Consider the following 15437-nt stretch of genomic DNA (forward strand, 5'->3'; position numbering starts at 1 on the left):
CGAATACCGTTGTATTGGGTTCGCCGGAAAGCTAGTCGGGCGTTCATTCCAGAAAAAGTTAATAATATTTGCACATACGTTCTGATTTGCTAATCATTTAGTTTCACGTCAGGGAGACGAATGATGGACCTCGCCCGGTTGCGCGCACTCAGAGAATTGTCGATCCGCAAGACGATGGCCGCGGTCGCCGAGGCGCTCTACGTCTCGCCCTCGGCCGTTTCGCAGCAGATCGCGCTGCTCGAACAGGAGGTCGGCATCGACCTGATCGAGCGCCGCGGCCGTGGCGTCGAGCTGACGCCGGCCGGCAAGCAGCTCGTCGAGCGGGCCGAGCGCATCCTCATCGAGCTGGAATCGGCGCGTGCCGATATTGCGGAGCTGAAGAAGGTCATTGCCGGCGAGTTGCGGGTTGCCGCCTTTCCCTCCATCGCGGCGGCGCTGGTGGCGGGAGCGATCCAGGACCTCCACCGTCTCCACCCCCGCCTGACCGTGCAGTTCGATGAAATGGAGCCTGCGGAAAGCCTAGCCGCCCTTCGCAGCTGGCAGACCGATCTTGCCTTTATCGACGATCTCAACGTGCCGCCGGGGGCGCTGGACCCCAACATCGAGACGATCCCGCTGATGGAGGACGTCTTCAACGTCATGGTCTCCCAGACGCACCCGCTCGCCAACCAGCCGACCGTGATGCTGCACCAATTGCGGAACGAGCGCTGGGCGCTCGACACGGCGTCGTCGACCTACAACCGGATGATTTCCGATGCCTGCCAGGAGGCGGGTTTTACGCCGAACATCGTCGCGCGCTGCAAGGGCTTCGAAGTGACGATCGCGCTCATTCGCGAGGGATACGGCATCTCCATCCTGCCGGGTCTACGCGCAAGCTATGACCTGGAGGACGTCTGGGTCTGCAAGGTGGTGCCGGAAATCCGGCGCAAGATCTCTCTCGCCTTCCGGAAGGGCGAGAAGAAAAGTCCGGCCGTGCAGGCCTTCATCGCCGAGGTCAACCAGCGGGTCAGCGGGCGCCGCCGGCCAACCTCCGTCGCGGAGCAAACGGCAAATGGAGAGGGCGGTTGACGGCACCGAAGCATGAGTAAATCAACAGTTTTTCTAAGTGGTATGTAAAGTAGAATTAAGTAGACCTGTATAAACACCCCTCCTATCGTTCCCCTGTCGATTGATATGGGCCGCGCATCGGATAGCCGCAGCGACCTCAAGCAAACGACGGAACATCAGCTTCAGAACGGCAAGAGCCGCTGTTGCCCTATCGCCCAAGCACGTCTCGGCAACACCGGCTGTCCTGCGCGTTCACGCAGGCCAACTCGCGATAGAACAGGGGAATACAATGAATTTCAAACACATACTGATGGCCGGCACCTTTGCCGGCGCAGCCCTCGTGGCGAGCCACGCTTCGGCCTCTGTGCTCGATTCCGTCAAGCAGCGTGGGACGCTGAATTGCGGCACCGACAACACGGCGCCCGGTTTCGGCTACCTCAACACCACGACGGGCCAGATGGAAGGGCTCGACGTCGATTTCTGCAAGGCGATCGCCGCCGCCGTTCTCGGCGACGCGTCCAAGGTCAAGTTCGTCACCGTCACGGACAAGAGCCGCTTCGACGCAGTCTTGACCAACCAGGTTGATGTCGTCTTCGCACACACGACCATCAAGCCGGCCCGCGAATCCTCGATCGCCATCGATTTCCTGCCGATCAATTTCTACGACGGCACCGGCGTCATGGTGAAGACGGAGTCGGGCGTCGCGAAATTCGACGACCTCGACGGCGCCACTTTCTGCACGACGCAGGGCTCGGTGACCGAGACGGTGCTGACCAGCGCCTTCAAGGCGCGCGGCTGGACGGCCTCCAAAGTGCTGACCTACGAGAACCTCGAAAAGCTCTTCGCCGCGCTGAATTCCGGTCGCTGCAACGCCATGAGCACGGACAAGTCGGCGCTGGCCGCCTGGGCCGGCAACTCGCCAAAGCCCGCCGATTACCTGATCCTGCCCGATACGCTCGACAAGTCGCCCTTCGGCGGTTTCGTCGTGGCGAACGATTCCAAGTGGCGCAACGCGCTGCGCTGGACCTCCTACGGCCTGTTCCAGGCAGAAGAATCCGGGATCTCGCAGGGCAATCTCGATGAGAAGCTGAAGAGCGAGGATCCCTTCGTCCAGAAATTCCTCGGCGTGGGCGGCGGTTACGGCAAGGATTTCGGCCTGCCCGACGACTTCGTGGCGCAGGCGATCAAGGCCGTCGGAAACTATGGCGAGATCTACGCGCGCAATCTCGGCCCGGACACCAGGATGTTCCTCGACCGCAAGGGCACGCCGAACGCTCTCTGGACCGAGGGCGGCGCCATCTATTCGCCCCTCTGGAACTGATCCCTCTGCCGCGTAAGCCGAGGCGGAGCCTCTCTGCCTCGGCTGTCTTTCGAGCATCTGGAACTGCGATATGACCCTGGAACACACGAACGCGACCGGCCCCACGGTCGAGCGTGACCTGACAGTCGCGCGACGGCGGCGCAACCGGATCCGATATCACGCCACGCAGCTTGCCGTGGTCGCTGCGGCACTGGCCCTGGTCGTGCTCTTCGCCGTCGCGGTCAAGGAGGGGCTGGCGCGGCATGGCATCAAGTTCAGCTTCTCGTTCCTCTGGGATGCGGCCGGCTTCGACATCAGCGAGGGCAAGACCTTCGTCTTCGATAGCGGATTCTGGCTTGTTTTCAACGAATTCACGTCGGACCGCTCGATCGCCCAGGCCTTCGTCGCGGGCATCGTGAACACGATCAAGGTCGCGGTGCTTGCGATCCTGCTCAGCACGGTGCTCGGAACCCTGCTCGGTGTCGGCCGCCTCTCGACCAATTGGGTGGTCCGCAACCTCTCCTTCTGGTGCGTCGAGTTCGTTCGCAACACGCCGCTCCTGATCCAGCTCGTCTTCTGGTACTTCGCCGTCGTGCTGCATTTCCCGCCGATCGCCGCCGCTGCGAAATTCTACGGCGTCATCATCAGCCAGCAGGGCCTCTATGTTCCGGCGCTCACATGGCGGCGCGAGGGCTCTGCGGTGGCGATCGCGCTCGCAAGCGCCTGCTGGGTCGCCGTGCTCGGGCTGATTTTCGACAGGCACAGGACGACCCGCTGGATTTGTCTCGGCGCGCTCGTCGCACTGCCGTCCCTGATGCTCGCCACCGGCATCCTGGCGCTGGACTTCCCCGTCGCCTCGAAATTCCAGGCGAGCGGCGGCACGAGCATCAGCCCGGAAATGGCGGCGCTGCTTCTGGCGATCGTCTTCAACAGCGCGTCCTATATCGCCGAGATCGTGCGCGGCTCCATCGATGCCCTGCCGAAAGGCCAATGGGAAGCGGCGGCGTCGCTCGGCCTTGGCCGGCGCGATACTGTCAACGACATCATCCTTCCGCAGGTCTTCCGGGTCGTGCTGCCGTCCTTCGGCAACCAGTATATCAGCCTGACGAAGAACACGGCGCTCGGCATCGCGATCGGCTATCCGGAACTGTTCAACATTTACGGCACCATCGCCAACCAGACGGGCCACAGCCTCGAAGGCATCGTCATCGTCATGGTGTCCTACCTGATCCTAAGCTGGATCATCAGCGCGGCCGTCAGCTGGGCCGACCGCCGCCTGAGCAATCCCGGAGCAATGCGATGATCGCACGATCCCTGATGTGGTCCCGCCACAACCTTTTCGGCAAGCCTTTCGACGTTCTGCTGTCCCTCACGGTCATTCCGGGCACTCTCTGGCTGATCTACCAGGCCGCGACCTGGGCCTTGGCGACGGCACAGTGGGATATCATCCCGCAGAGCCTTCGCGTGCTGATGATCGGGATTTTTCCGGCGGACCAGGCCTGGCGTTCCTGGGTGGCGGTTGCCATCATCGCGGCGCTGCTGGGCGCCGCCCTCGGATGCGTCTTCGCCTTCCGGACTCGCCATGCCGGGTTCCTGGCGCTGGTTCTCGCCGTCCTAGTGTCGATGACGGGCCTCGGCAACCTTTTCACGCTCGCCTTGCTTCTGGCCACTTTCGCCGGTGCCTGGAGCCTGACGTCGCATGTGCCAATGTCGCGCAAGGTGCTGATACCGGCGAGTTTTACCGGGCTGATCGCCATCTTCGCGGTCATGTCGCCGCCCGGAGCCGGGCTCTGGGGCGGCCTGCTGCTCAGCGTTCTGCTCACCCTGGTGACAGCAGTCCTGTCCCTGCCCATCGGCATCCTGCTCGCCTTCGGACGGCGCAGCCGCTTTTCCAGCCTTCGAATGATCTCTACGGCCTATATCGAGGTGATGCGCTCGGTCCCGCTGATCCTGGTCGTCTACTGGATCCGGATCCTGATGCTGGTGCTGACACCCGAACTCAACCTGGCGGATGTCGTGCGCGGCATGGTCGGCTTCACGCTGTTCTATTCCGCCTATGTCGCCGAATATGTGCGCAGCGGCTTACAGGCCGTGCCGCGCGGCCAGACCGAGGCCGCCCGTTCGCTCGGCATGAGCGAGTTCGATATCAACCGGTCGATCGTCCTGCCGCAGGCGCTGCGCGTCGTGGTGCCGCCGCTCGTCGGCAATGTGCTCGATATCTTCAACGCCGCGCCGCTGGTCTTCATCATCGGGCTTACGGATTTTCTGCGCGCCGGGCAGATGATCCTCGCCAATCCGCAATATGGCGACCGCACCTACGAAGTCTATTCGTTCCTGTTCTTCACCTATTTCCTCGTCGGCTCGCTCATCACCTTCGTCGCCCGCAAGCTTGAGGCCCATCTCGCCCGGGGCAGCCGATGACCGACGCCAATTCTCCAGGAGCCGCTCCGATGAACACCATCGTCGACATGAAAAGCCTCAACAAGTTCTACGGCAGCCACCACGTTCTGAAGGACGTCGACCTTTCGGTATCGCGCGGCGAGGTGGTGGTGGTGATCGGCGCGAGCGGATCGGGCAAATCCACACTCATTCGCTGCGTCAACGGGCTTGAAATGTACCAGAACGGCAGCCTGCTGGTCGACGGCTACCAGATGCCCGTCGAGGAGGATCGGCTGCTGGGCGGCGAGAAGGAGCTTGTCGCCATCCGCAAGGGCGTCGGCATGGTTTTCCAGCAGTTCAACCTGTTCCCGCACAAGACGGTGGTCGAAAACATCACCATCGCGCCGATGCGCGTGCGGAAAAAATCGAAGGACGAAGCCGAGGCGACGGCGCTGAAGCTCCTGGAGCGCGTCGGCCTGAAGGCACATACCTACAAATATCCGGGCCAGCTTTCCGGCGGCCAGCAGCAGCGCGTCGCCATCGCCCGCTCGCTCGCCATGGAACCGCACCTGATGCTCTTCGACGAACCGACCTCCGCGCTCGACCCCGAAATGATCGGCGAAGTGCTCGACGTCATGCGCGAACTCGCTGCCGACGGCATGACGATGATGATCGTCACCCACGAAATGGGTTTCGCCCGCGAAGTCGCCGACCGCATCGTCTATATCGACCAGGGCGCGATCCTCGAAATCGGCAAGCCGGACGACTTCTTCGACAACCCGAAGAACGACCGCGCCCGTTCCTTCCTCGCACGTGTGCTGAAGCATTGAGGCGCTATGACGCGGCATATTGCAAGCCGCTCTCTTCGCAGCTATAGGGACACAGAAAATTAGCGATAAAAGGCAAGCTGGCCAAGGTTGCAAAAGAGTGGAAATACCGTTGGGGTTCAACGGTATATGGGGTTAGGATCTCTCCACTCCGACCATCTTCGACGGGCGTTTCGATTGCAAATGCGCGACCGGTCATTCCCCCTTTACGGAATCTGGGTTATGCATGCTCGAACGCGCGCCGGCGGAACGGCGTGCTTGTCTGCGAGAATTCTGGAGCCGCTTCGATGACCGCGAAGATCTATCGTCCTGCCAAGACCGCCATGCAATCCGGCAAGGCCAAGACCCACCTTTGGGTTCTGGAATTCGATGCCGAAAAGCCGCGGACGATCGACCCCATCATGGGCTATACGAGTTCGGGCGACATGTACCAGCAGGTCAAGCTCACCTTCGAGACGAGCGAAGAGGCGATTGCTTACGCGGAACGCAACGGCATCGAATACCGCGTGATCGAGCCGAAGGAAGCGACCCGCAAGCGCGTCGCCTATCCGGATAACTTCCGCTTCAACCGCATGCAGCCCTGGACCCACTGAGGTTCTACTGGCGCCGCCAGTCCCGGCCCCTTAGCTCAGCTGGATAGAGCATCTGCCTTCTAAGCAGAATGTCGCAGGTTCGAGCCCTGCAGGGGTCGCCAAGACTTTTCATACAAAAAGGGCAGCCGATGGGCTGCCCTTTTTGCTTGAGGAATGCGACCTATCACGAATAGGGCGAAATGCACTGCTGGCGCGGGCCGCCGTAGGGCTGGAACGTGTTGTCGTAGGACCGGTAAGAGCGATAGCGGTTGGCGCACCAGCTTGTGTGCGATCCGCTGCCCGCCTGCGGCTGGTTGGAAATCGCGCCGCCGATGATGGCACCGGCACCAAACGCTGCCAGCGGATACCACCAGCCGTCGGAATGGCGGCGATAGCCTGCGCGGCGGTCACGGTAGCCGCGGTGGCCGTGCCAGCGGCGTTCCGCACGGCGTTCATAGCGGTCGCGGCGGCGCTCGTAGCGATACTGGACCTGCTCGGCATTCGAGGCTTCCGGAACCGGAACCCTCGCGAATGTCACGGCCTGGGCCGGGACGATGGAGGTGAGCGCAATGGCGATGGACAATGCGCCCGCGGCAAAACCGGTCTTGAGCTTCAACATGATAGAACCTTTCGTGCTTGATTGCCGGAAGAACGCGGCAGTCACCCGGTTGTTCCCCGCCATCACGAAAGGCCGTGTCTCAGAGGCAAAAAAAACGGGTTGGTCCGCCTGGTCGGCTCGCCAACCCGTTCCGGTAAAATGCGGATCAGGGTGTTCGGGGTTACAGGGGCTCTCACCACAATCCGGCTGCATCTCCAGATCTCCTGTAAGGCGGATCATGCCCGAATGCGCTTTTCTCGATTGACATAACCCGCATCTTTTTTGACAATTTCCACATGCGTAAGAAAGAGCTGCGGCAGGGGCCGCTCGAGGTGACAATCGTCCTTCTGCCCGAGTCGTCGATCATGTCGCTAGCCTCGGTGCTCGACCCGATGCGCGCGGCAAACCGCGTGGTGCCGGAGCCGGTGTTCCGCTGGACGATCCTGTCGCCGCAAGGCGGGCCGGTCCTGTTGACCTGCGGCGTGGAGATCCGGGTGGACGGCGATTTTGCCGATGTCACCAGCGGCGACGCGCTGCTGCTGATTGCCGGCTTCAACCAGGATCGCCATGCCGACCGCAATTTCGTTGCCCGGCTAAAGAAGGTGGCGCGCCGCTTCGGGGTGGTCGCCGGCATCGAATCGGGCTGCTGGCTGCTGGCGCGTTCGGGCCTGCTCGACGGGCGCGATGCGACGGCGCATTGGGAGGAGCTGGAGGATTTCGCGGCGGCCTTTCCCGCACTCAACGTGCGCGCCGACCGCTTTGTCACCGACGGGCCGCTCTGGACGTCCGGCGGTGCCTCGCCGACCTTCGACATGATGCTGCATCTGGTGCGCGAGCGTTTCGGCTCGGCGGTGGCGCTCGATGTGGCGAGCGTCTTCGTCTATGACGAGACCCATGCGGCGACGGACGCACAGCCGCTCGTCTCGCTCGGGCGGCTTGGGGAGCATCAGCCGGAGCTGGCGGCCGCCATCCGCCTGATGGAGCGCACGATCGACCGGCCGCTGACGATTGCAGCACTCGCCCGGCGGCTCGGCTTTTCGACGCGCAAGCTGGAGACGTTGTTTGCAACGGGCCTTGGCATCGGGCCGGGGAAGTATTACCTGCGCCTGCGCCTGACGGCGGCGCAGCGGATGGTGCGCGATACGCCGCTGTCGATCCAGGACGTGGCGCTGCGTAGCGGCTTCGACAGCCTCTCCGCCTTCTCGCGCGCCTTTCGCAACCATTTTGGCGCAAGCCCGCTGAAGCTCAGGGCGGAACTGCGCGTCAAATGAAAAAGGCGGGCTTGGCCCGCCTTTTCGCTGTGCCGCCCGGATCCGCCTAGTGCAGGATCTGGCTGAGGAAGAGTTTCGTGCGCTCGTGCTGCGGGTTGTCGAAGAACTCGGCAGGCGAGTTCTGCTCGACGATCTGGCCCTGGTCCATGAAGATGACGCGGTTGGCGACCTGACGGGCAAAGCCCATTTCGTGCGTCACGCAGAGCATGGTCATGCCTTCTTCGGCGAGCGACACCATGGTGTCGAGCACTTCCTTGACCATTTCCGGGTCGAGCGCCGAGGTCGGCTCGTCGAACAGCATGATCTTCGGCTTCATGCAGAGCGAGCGGGCGATCGCCACGCGCTGCTGCTGGCCGCCCGAAAGCTGGCCCGGATATTTGTGGGCCTGTTCGGGGATTTTGACGCGCTTCAGGTAGTGCATCGCCACTTCCTCTGCGTCCTTCTTCGGCATCTTGCGCACCCAGATCGGCGCCAGCGTGCAGTTTTCCAGGATCGTCAGGTGCGGGAAGAGGTTGAAGTGCTGGAACACCATGCCGACTTCGCGGCGCACTTCGTCGATCTTCTTGAGGTCGTTGGTGAGCTCGATGCCGTCGACGACGATCTGACCCTTCTGGTGCTCTTCAAGGCGATTGATGCAGCGGATCATCGTCGACTTGCCGGAGCCCGAGGGGCCGGCGATGACGATGCGCTCGCCCTTCATGACCTTGAGATTGACGTCGCGCAGCACGTGGAAATCGCCGTACCACTTGTTCATGTTGGTGATCTCGACGGCGACATCCGTCGTGGAGACCGCCAGCTTTTGCGCCTGGGCTTGGTTGGCCATTCTTGTTTCCTCTCTTTTATCGTTTGTGGCCCTTGTCGAGCCGGCGTTCCACGAAGGCCGAATAGCGCGACATGCCGAAGCAGAAAATCCAGAACACGAAGCCGGCGAAGATCAGGCCCGTCAGCGGTGTGACCGGCGTGATCCAGGCCGAATCCCCAAAACTTGCCTTCACGATGCCGAGCAGATCGTACATCGAAATGATCGTGACGAGGGAGGTATCCTTGAACATGCCGATGAAGGTGTTCACGATGCCGGGGATCACGAGCTTGATGGCCTGCGGAAGCACGACGAAGGTCATTTTGTGGAAGTAGTTTAGACCAAGAGCGTCGGCCGCTTCATATTGCCCTTTTGGAATGGCTTGGAGACCGCCGCGAATAACCTCCGCCATATAGGCGGACGCGAAGATCGAAACGCCGATCAGCGCGCGCAGGAACTTGTCGATGTTGTTGCCGGGTTCCAGGAACAGCGGCAGCAGCACGCTCGCCATGAAAAGGACCGTGATCAGCGGGACGCCGCGGATCAACTCGATGAAGACGACGCAGGCCGTCTTCAGCACCGGCATGGTCGACCGGCGGCCGAGCGCCAGCAGGATGCCGGCCGGCAGCGAGACGACGATGCCGACGAAGGAGATGATGAGCGTCACCATCAGCCCGCCCCAGAGCGAGGTCTCGACGTGCCGCAGGCCGAACACGCCGCCAAGCAGCAGGAAGAAGGCGACGACCGGCAGCACGATCAGGAGAAGGAGGGCGTTCAGGCCCTTGCGCGGCACCTTCGGGATCAGGAAGGGGATGAGCAGGCCGACGAACATGACGACGACCAGGAGCGGCCGCCAGAGTTCGTCGCGCGGATAGGAGCCGAACATGAACTGGACGAAGCGGTCGCCGACATAGGCCCAGCAGGCGCCGTTCCAGCCGGCGGGAAGCTGGCCGCCCTGATCGACGGTGAGGCAGGCCGTGCGGTCTGCGCCGGTCCAGACGGCCGATACGAACAGCCAGTTGAGCAGGCCCGGTATGAAGTAGAGGATCGCCGCCAGCGCGACGAGGGACAGGATGCTGTCCTTCCACGAGGCGAAGAGGTTCTTGCGGACCCAGCCGATGGCGGAGGAATCCGACATCGGCGCCTTCTCCGGCTCAAGGAACTGGCTGCGGACGTAGGTAATGCTTTCAGCCATATCAGCGCTCCACCAATGCCATCTTGGCGTTGAACCAGTTCATGAACAGCGAAGTGATGAGGCTGATCGAGACGTAGATCAGCATCCAGATCGAGATGATCTCGATCGACTTGCCCGACTGGTTGAGGATGGTGCCGCCGACCGCGACGAGATCGGCATAACCGACGGCCACCGCGAGCGAGGAGTTCTTGATAAGGTTGAGGTACTGCGAGGTGAGCGGCGGAATGATGATGCGCAGCGCCTGCGGCAACACGACGAGGCGTGTCGCCTGGCCGGGACGCAACCCCAGCGCATAGGAGGCTTCCGACTGGCCCTTCGAGACGCCCCGGATGCCGGCGCGCACGATCTCTGCAATGAACGAGGCCGTGTAGAGGGACAGCGCAAGGTAGAGCGCCAGGAATTCCGGCCCGATCACCATGCCGCCGTTCATGTTGAACGAGCCCGGCACCGCATAGTCGAGCGAGAGCGGGCTGCCCATCACGATGAAGACGAGGAGCGGGAACAGCACGATCAGGGCGAGATTGATCCAGAGCACCGGCGGGCGGATGCCCGTCGCGCGCTGGCGGGCATTGGCCCAGACCGTGAAGGCGATCGCCGCGACGACGCCGATCAGGAAGGCGACCAGCACCACGCCAAAACCCTCGCCGAAGACCGGCGCCGGCATGTAGATGCCGCGGTTCGAGATGAAGAAGATCGCGTCCGGATTGTCCTTCACATGCTGGAAGATCGTGCGGATCGACGGCAGCAGGGCGAGAACGCCGAGATACCAGAAGAAGATGACGAGCAGCGGCGGAATGTTGCGGAAGATCTCCACATAGATCGTGCACAGCCGCGCGATCAGCCAGTTGTGCGACAGGCGGCCGATGCCGACGAGCAGGCCGACGATCGTCGCGGTGACGATGCCGGCGGCGGCGACGACGAGCGTGTTGATAAGGCCGACCTGAAGGGCGCGGAAATAGGTCGAGTCGCTGCTATAGGCGATCAACGACTGCGCGACGTCGAAGCCGGCACGGCTGTTCAGAAAGCCGAAGCCCGCCGACATGTTGGCGCGGGCAAGGTTCTGGACGACGTTGTTCCACGCATACCAGACGGCGGAGACGATCACGATGATCGTCACGACCTGGTAGACAGTGCTTCTCAGCGCCGGATTGTAGAGAAGAGATACCTTCGGCGGTTCGCCGGACCCTGTTCGGGCATCCGCAAGAGCCATGCATTTCCCCTGACATTGTTGTCGCCCTGTTTTCCGGGCGTTTTGTTTGAAAGGGAGGGCAATCGCTTGCCCTCCCGGAGTGGTGCGGATGATCGCTTAGCGAACCGGCGGTGCGTACTGCAGGCCGCCCTTCGTCCACAGGCCGTTCAGGCCGCGGGCGATCTTGAGCGGGGAACCTTCGCCGACATTGCGCTCGAAGGATTCGCCGTAGTTGCCGACCGCCTTGATGATCTGCACGGCCCAGTCCTTCGGCACGCCGAGGTCGGCGCCGATGGTGCTGTCAGCTTCTTCGCCGAGGAAGCGCTTGATGTCCGGGTTGGCCGACTTCTTCATCTCTTCGACATTCGCCTGGGTGATGCCGAATTCTTCGGCGGCCACCATCGCGTAGTGCGACCAGGTCACGATGTCGAACCACTTGGAGTCGTTCTGGCGAACGGCCGGGCCGAGCGGCTCCTTGGAGATGATTTCCGGCAGAACCATGTGGTCGTCGGGGTTCGCCATCTTCAGGCGGATCGAGTAGAGGCCCGAGGCGTCCGTCGTGTAGACGTCGCAACGGCCGGCATTGTAGGCGGCGTCGGCTTCATCCTGCGCTTCGAAGACGACCGGCTTGAAGTCCATGTTGTTCGAGCGGAAGAAGTCGGCGAGGTTGAGTTCGGTCGTCGTGCCGGACTGCACGCAGACGGAAGCGCCGGACAGTTCGAGCGCCGACTTCACGCCGAGCTCCTTCTTCACCATGAAGCCCTGGCCGTCATAATAGTTCACGGCGCGGAAATCGAAGCCGAGCTGCGAATCGCGGCTGATGCTCCAGGTTGTGTTGCGGGCGAGAATGTCGATTTCGCCGGACTGCAGGGCCGGGAAGCGGTCCTTGGCCGAGAGCGGCGTGTATTTCACCTTGGTGGCGTCGCCAAAGACGGCAGCGGCCACGGCCTTGCACAGGTCGATGTCGAGACCGGACCAGTTGCCGGCCGAATCCTGTGCGCCGAAACCGGCGAGGTTCGAGCCGTTCACGCCGCACTGCACGAAGCCCTTTGCCTTCACGTCAGTCAGCGTGTCCGCCTGTGCTGCATTTGCGCCAAGCCCCAGTACGGCAGCGCCGACGAGCGCAGCCATGATTTTTTTTGCCATTTTTTTACAACCTTTTTCTGTTGTCTTTGTTTTGTCCGCAGGCCCCGCACCCCTGACGGGCGCGCCCACGAAAACTCGCCACCCTCCCGGCGCGAGGTTGCTTATCTCATGCTCAAAATTTCGCAGGGTCAAGTGATCCGAACCATTTTCCGTTCGGTAACCTAAATTTGTCGGCAGTTGATGGGTTTTTGGGCAAAAAACCGTGGACTTGTGCAGTAAATCGCACAAAATTTCCGCGTTGGGAGGACTTGAAGCGCTTTGGACGCTTGCTCATCGTTTCGTATGGGGGTTGACCTGCCGGTCCCGCTGGCGAAAAGTCGGCGTCACCAAAACCCCTCGCATTGCTTCGGACAGATCCATGAAAAACAGAGACGAAATCCTCGCTGGCGCCGGCGTGAACACCCGCCTTGCCCATGCCGGAAACGACCCGGCCGACTACTATGGTTTCGTCAATCCGCCCGTCGTGCATGCCTCCACCGTGCTGTTCCCCGATGCCGCGACGATGGAAAGCCGTGCGCAGAAATACACCTATGGCACGCGCGGCACGCCGACGACGGATGCGCTCTGTGCCGCCATCGACGAGCTGGAAGGCTCGGCCGGCACGATCCTCTTGCCCTCGGGCCTTGCGGCCGTCACCGTGCCGTTCCTGGCCTATCTGTCGTCCGGCGATCACGCGCTGATCGTCGATTCGGTCTATCACCCGACCCGCCATTTCTGCGACACGATGCTGAAACGCCTCGGCGTCACCGTCGAATATTACGATCCGATGATCGGCGCCGGCATCGAGACGCTGATCAGGCCGAACACCAGGCTGGTGCACACCGAGGCGCCGGGCTCCAATACGTTCGAAATGCAGGATATCCCGGCCATCGCCGCCGCCGCCCACAAGCACAGCGCGGTCGTGACCATGGACAATACCTGGGCGACGCCGCTCTACTTCCGCCCGCTGGATTTCGGTGTCGACGTCTCCATCCACGCGGCGACGAAATATCCGGCCGGCCATTCGGACGTGCTGTTCGGCACCGTTTCGGCCAATGCCGCCCATTGGGAGCAGCTGCACGACACGCAGATCGCGCTCGGCACCTGTGCCTCGCCGGACGACGCCTACCAGGTGCTGCGCGGCCTGCGCACGATGGGCGTGCGGTTGGAGCGCCACCAGGAAAGCGCCTTGGAACTGGCGCGCTGGCTGGAAGGCGTCGACGATGTGTCGCGCGTGCTGCACCCCGCACTGCCGAGCTTCCCGGGGCACGATCTCTGGAAGCGCGACTTCAAGGGCTCCAGCGGCATTTTCTCGATCGTCCTCAACGGCGGTTCGCCGGATCGTTACAAGGCCAAGGCGCACGCCTTCCTCGATGCACTCGGAATCTTCGGCCTCGGCTATTCCTGGGGCGGTTTCGAATGCCTCGCGGTGCATGTCAATCTCAACGACCGCCGCGTCGCCAAGGCCCCGGAGGAAGGTCCAGTGCTGCGCCTCCAGATCGGTCTTGAGGACGTCAAGGACATCAGGGCCGATATCGAACGCGGGCTTGCCGCGGCGCGGGCGGTTTAACGGCTCAATCCGGTGTGCGGTAGCCGTAGAGCCAGTCGAGATCCGCGGCGAGGCTTTCCGGCCGGCGCAATGAAAGCACCAGATTGCGGCCGAGCGCGATCGGCCCGCGCGCATGGTAGGCGAAGCGGTTGAAGGCGCCGCGGCTGCGCACGCGGGCGACGCGTTCGCGGCGGGTCGTCTCGAATTGCCGCAGCGCCTGTCCGACGTCGTTCGCGCCGGCGAGCCGGTTTGCCAGCAGCGCGGCGTCCTCGATGGCCATCGCGGCACCCTGGGCCGCGAAGGGCGTCATGGCGTGCGCGGCATCGCCGATCAGCACCGTGTTGCTGCCATTCGTCCAGGCGCCGTCCGGGCATTCGAAGAGCGGCCACATCAGCGGCTCGCGCGCGTCGTCCAGCAGTCGTCTTATATCCTTGTGCCAGCCGGAAAAGGCGCCGAGCAGGCGCGCTCGCGCGGCGGCATCGCCGGTTCGTGACCAGCCTTCCGGCGGCGCTTCCGCCGATTGGTGAATGGCGACGATGTTGAATGACTGGGTTTGTGCAAGCGGATAGGCGACGAGGTGCGCCTGCGGGCCGAGGATGGCGGTCACGGTGCGCGGGTTGAGGAAGGGCGGCGCGGCGGCGTAGGGCAGGAGGAAGCGCCAGGCGACATTGCCGGAATAGTGTGCGGGCAGGGCGCCGGGCACCGCCTGCCGCAGGCGCGACCAGACGCCGTCCGCGCCGATCAGCACATCTGCCGGTGCAATGGCGAGGGCATCCTGCGCGGTCTCTATCCGCTGGCCCGTCGTCAGCGTGCAGAGCGGCTCGCGGCGCACGGCCTCCATCAGCACGGCGTGCAGCGAGGCGCGGTGCAGCACGCCGTAAGGCGCGCGCCAGCGGGTGCGCGCCGCCTTGCCGGCGGGAACCGAGGCGAGGGGGGAAAGCGAGCTTCCGGAGGAAAGCAGGATGTGGTCAGGCTCACTCCAGCGGGCGCTGAGTGCGTCGAGGAGGCCGAGATCCGAAAGGATGCGGGAGGCGTTCGGCGAGATTTGCAGGCCGGCGCCGACCTCTTCGAGCGCGGGGGCCTGCTCCAGGATATGCGAGACGATGCCCTTCTGGGCGAGCGCCAGGGCCGCCGTCAGGCCGGCAATGCCGGCACCGACGATGGTTGCGGATTTTGTCGAGGACATGCTGGTGCCGGCCTTTCGGCCGTTACGCCGCGACCTGGTTGGTGAAGGTGCAGCCGACCGGATCGGTCTGGGTGGCCTTGAAGGTCGGGTTGTAGCGGAACAGCGTCGAGCAGTACGGGCAGACCTTCTCGTTGTCGTCGCCCATGTCGAGGAAGACGTGCGGATGGTCGTAGGGCACGGAGGCGCCGACGCACATGAATTCCTTCACGCCGATCTCGATCGTGCGATGGCCGCCGTCGTTCTGGAAATGAGGAATGCCGTGTCCAGCCATGTCATGCTCCGTGGGAATGCCTGTTTTCTGCGCCGGACCATAATCGCCTTCCGGGCGAATGTGTAGATGCAAAACCGTCGCGCCCGGCGAGAAATCCGCGTGGCCACCGTTTTCTCGACGATCAAACGG

At 63.0% G+C, this 15437-nt stretch carries 15 protein-coding genes and 1 tRNA gene; 9 read left to right on the top strand and 7 right to left on the bottom strand.

Annotated features, from left to right (window positions below; genetic code table 11):
- Positions 1-120 precede the first annotated feature (120 nt).
- The 7 genes from J2Y63_RS17655 (at position 121) to J2Y63_RS17685 (ending at position 6247) form a co-directional block, all read left to right on the top strand.
- Positions 121-1068 (top strand): LysR substrate-binding domain-containing protein, encoded by a 948-nt coding sequence (locus tag J2Y63_RS17655; RefSeq protein ID WP_435267148.1) that lies wholly within the window; start codon positions 121-123, stop codon positions 1066-1068.
- Between the two features lie 268 nt (positions 1069-1336).
- Positions 1337-2368: a transporter substrate-binding domain-containing protein gene (locus tag J2Y63_RS17660; protein WP_435267149.1), complete on the top strand. Its 1032-nt coding sequence runs from the start codon at positions 1337-1339 to the stop codon at positions 2366-2368.
- A 70-nt stretch (positions 2369-2438) separates the two neighbouring features.
- Positions 2439-3650, top strand: coding sequence for an ABC transporter permease subunit (locus J2Y63_RS17665; protein ID WP_435267150.1), 1212 nt, complete (start codon positions 2439-2441; stop codon positions 3648-3650).
- Positions 3647-4768, top strand: coding sequence for an amino acid ABC transporter permease (locus J2Y63_RS17670; protein WP_435267151.1), 1122 nt, complete (start codon positions 3647-3649; stop codon positions 4766-4768). The genes J2Y63_RS17665 and J2Y63_RS17670 overlap by 4 nt, the downstream gene beginning before the upstream one ends.
- Before the next feature lie 29 nt (positions 4769-4797).
- The gene (locus J2Y63_RS17675; RefSeq protein ID WP_435267152.1) at positions 4798-5556 is read left to right on the top strand and encodes an amino acid ABC transporter ATP-binding protein; all 759 of its coding nucleotides are present in this window, start codon (positions 4798-4800) and stop codon (positions 5554-5556) included.
- A gap of 284 nt (positions 5557-5840) precedes the next feature.
- A complete protein-coding gene (locus tag J2Y63_RS17680) occupies positions 5841-6146 on the top strand; it encodes an ETC complex I subunit (protein WP_435267153.1) in 306 nt (101 codons plus the stop codon).
- A 24-nt stretch (positions 6147-6170) separates the two neighbouring features.
- Positions 6171-6247: transfer RNA gene (locus tag J2Y63_RS17685), tRNA-Arg, on the top strand.
- Between the two features lie 62 nt (positions 6248-6309).
- Here the strand turns inward: J2Y63_RS17685 and J2Y63_RS17690 are convergent.
- On the bottom strand, positions 6310-6744 hold the full coding sequence (locus tag J2Y63_RS17690) for a BA14K family protein (RefSeq protein ID WP_435267154.1): 435 nt from the start codon (positions 6742-6744) through the stop codon (positions 6310-6312).
- Positions 6745-7019: 275 nt separating this feature from the next.
- Between J2Y63_RS17690 and J2Y63_RS17695 the strand changes: the two genes are divergently transcribed.
- Complete coding sequence (locus tag J2Y63_RS17695) at positions 7020-7994, top strand: GlxA family transcriptional regulator (RefSeq protein WP_435267155.1); 975 nt, start codon at positions 7020-7022, stop codon at positions 7992-7994.
- Positions 7995-8040: 46 nt separating this feature from the next.
- Here the strand turns inward: J2Y63_RS17695 and J2Y63_RS17700 are convergent, their stop codons facing one another.
- The 4 genes from J2Y63_RS17700 to J2Y63_RS17715 all read right to left on the bottom strand — a co-directional run bounded on the left by J2Y63_RS17700 (position 8041) and on the right by J2Y63_RS17715 (position 12323).
- Entirely contained in the window at positions 8041-8817 is a 777-nt protein-coding gene (locus J2Y63_RS17700) for an amino acid ABC transporter ATP-binding protein (RefSeq protein WP_256116012.1), read from the bottom strand.
- Between the two features lie 16 nt (positions 8818-8833).
- Positions 8834-9988: an amino acid ABC transporter permease gene (locus tag J2Y63_RS17705; RefSeq protein WP_256116011.1), complete on the bottom strand. Its 1155-nt coding sequence runs from the start codon at positions 9986-9988 to the stop codon at positions 8834-8836.
- Position 9989: 1 nt separating this feature from the next.
- The gene (locus J2Y63_RS17710; RefSeq protein ID WP_435267156.1) at positions 9990-11198 is read right to left on the bottom strand and encodes an amino acid ABC transporter permease; all 1209 of its coding nucleotides are present in this window, start codon (positions 11196-11198) and stop codon (positions 9990-9992) included.
- Positions 11199-11294: 96 nt separating this feature from the next.
- On the bottom strand, positions 11295-12323 hold the full coding sequence (locus J2Y63_RS17715; RefSeq protein ID WP_256116009.1) for an amino acid ABC transporter substrate-binding protein: 1029 nt from the start codon (positions 12321-12323) through the stop codon (positions 11295-11297).
- A 358-nt stretch (positions 12324-12681) separates the two neighbouring features.
- On the opposite strand from J2Y63_RS17715, the gene J2Y63_RS17720 reads away from it, so the two are divergent.
- Complete coding sequence (locus J2Y63_RS17720) at positions 12682-13872, top strand: cystathionine beta-lyase (protein ID WP_435267157.1); 1191 nt, start codon at positions 12682-12684, stop codon at positions 13870-13872.
- 4 nt (positions 13873-13876) lie between these two features.
- On the opposite strand, the gene J2Y63_RS17725 is transcribed toward J2Y63_RS17720, so the two are convergent.
- Together J2Y63_RS17725 and J2Y63_RS17730 are read right to left on the bottom strand one after the other, a co-directional pair.
- The gene (locus J2Y63_RS17725) at positions 13877-15037 is read right to left on the bottom strand and encodes an FAD-dependent monooxygenase (RefSeq protein WP_435267158.1); all 1161 of its coding nucleotides are present in this window, start codon (positions 15035-15037) and stop codon (positions 13877-13879) included.
- Between the two features lie 22 nt (positions 15038-15059).
- Positions 15060-15308: a zinc-finger domain-containing protein gene (locus J2Y63_RS17730; RefSeq protein ID WP_435267159.1), complete on the bottom strand. Its 249-nt coding sequence runs from the start codon at positions 15306-15308 to the stop codon at positions 15060-15062.
- Positions 15309-15437: the final 129 nt, after the last annotated feature.

The sequence above is a fragment of the Shinella sp. BE166 genome, assembly GCF_051201095.1.
Taxonomy (GTDB): Bacteria; Pseudomonadota; Alphaproteobacteria; order Rhizobiales; family Rhizobiaceae; genus Shinella; species Shinella lacus.

Bases quoted from the DNA above. Each gene is read 5' to 3' on its own strand.
- J2Y63_RS17655 (WP_435267148.1), top strand. From the start codon at position 121: ATGATGGACCTCGCCCGGTTGCGCGCACTCAGAGAATTGTCGATCCGC.
- J2Y63_RS17660 (WP_435267149.1), top strand. From the start codon at position 1,337: ATGAATTTCAAACACATACTGATGGCCGGCACCTTTGCCGGCGCAGCC.
- J2Y63_RS17665 (WP_435267150.1), top strand. From the start codon at position 2,439: ATGACCCTGGAACACACGAACGCGACCGGCCCCACGGTCGAGCGTGAC.
- J2Y63_RS17670 (WP_435267151.1), top strand. From the start codon at position 3,647: ATGATCGCACGATCCCTGATGTGGTCCCGCCACAACCTTTTCGGCAAG.
- J2Y63_RS17675 (WP_435267152.1), top strand. From the start codon at position 4,798: ATGAACACCATCGTCGACATGAAAAGCCTCAACAAGTTCTACGGCAGC.
- J2Y63_RS17680 (WP_435267153.1), top strand. From the start codon at position 5,841: ATGACCGCGAAGATCTATCGTCCTGCCAAGACCGCCATGCAATCCGGC.
- J2Y63_RS17690 (WP_435267154.1), bottom strand. From the start codon at position 6,744: ATGTTGAAGCTCAAGACCGGTTTTGCCGCGGGCGCATTGTCCATCGCC.
- J2Y63_RS17695 (WP_435267155.1), top strand. From the start codon at position 7,020: ATGCGTAAGAAAGAGCTGCGGCAGGGGCCGCTCGAGGTGACAATCGTC.
- J2Y63_RS17700 (WP_256116012.1), bottom strand. From the start codon at position 8,817: ATGGCCAACCAAGCCCAGGCGCAAAAGCTGGCGGTCTCCACGACGGAT.
- J2Y63_RS17705 (WP_256116011.1), bottom strand. From the start codon at position 9,988: ATGGCTGAAAGCATTACCTACGTCCGCAGCCAGTTCCTTGAGCCGGAG.
- J2Y63_RS17710 (WP_435267156.1), bottom strand. From the start codon at position 11,198: ATGGCTCTTGCGGATGCCCGAACAGGGTCCGGCGAACCGCCGAAGGTA.
- J2Y63_RS17715 (WP_256116009.1), bottom strand. From the start codon at position 12,323: ATGGCAAAAAAAATCATGGCTGCGCTCGTCGGCGCTGCCGTACTGGGG.
- J2Y63_RS17720 (WP_435267157.1), top strand. From the start codon at position 12,682: ATGAAAAACAGAGACGAAATCCTCGCTGGCGCCGGCGTGAACACCCGC.
- J2Y63_RS17725 (WP_435267158.1), bottom strand. From the start codon at position 15,037: ATGTCCTCGACAAAATCCGCAACCATCGTCGGTGCCGGCATTGCCGGC.
- J2Y63_RS17730 (WP_435267159.1), bottom strand. From the start codon at position 15,308: ATGGCTGGACACGGCATTCCTCATTTCCAGAACGACGGCGGCCATCGC.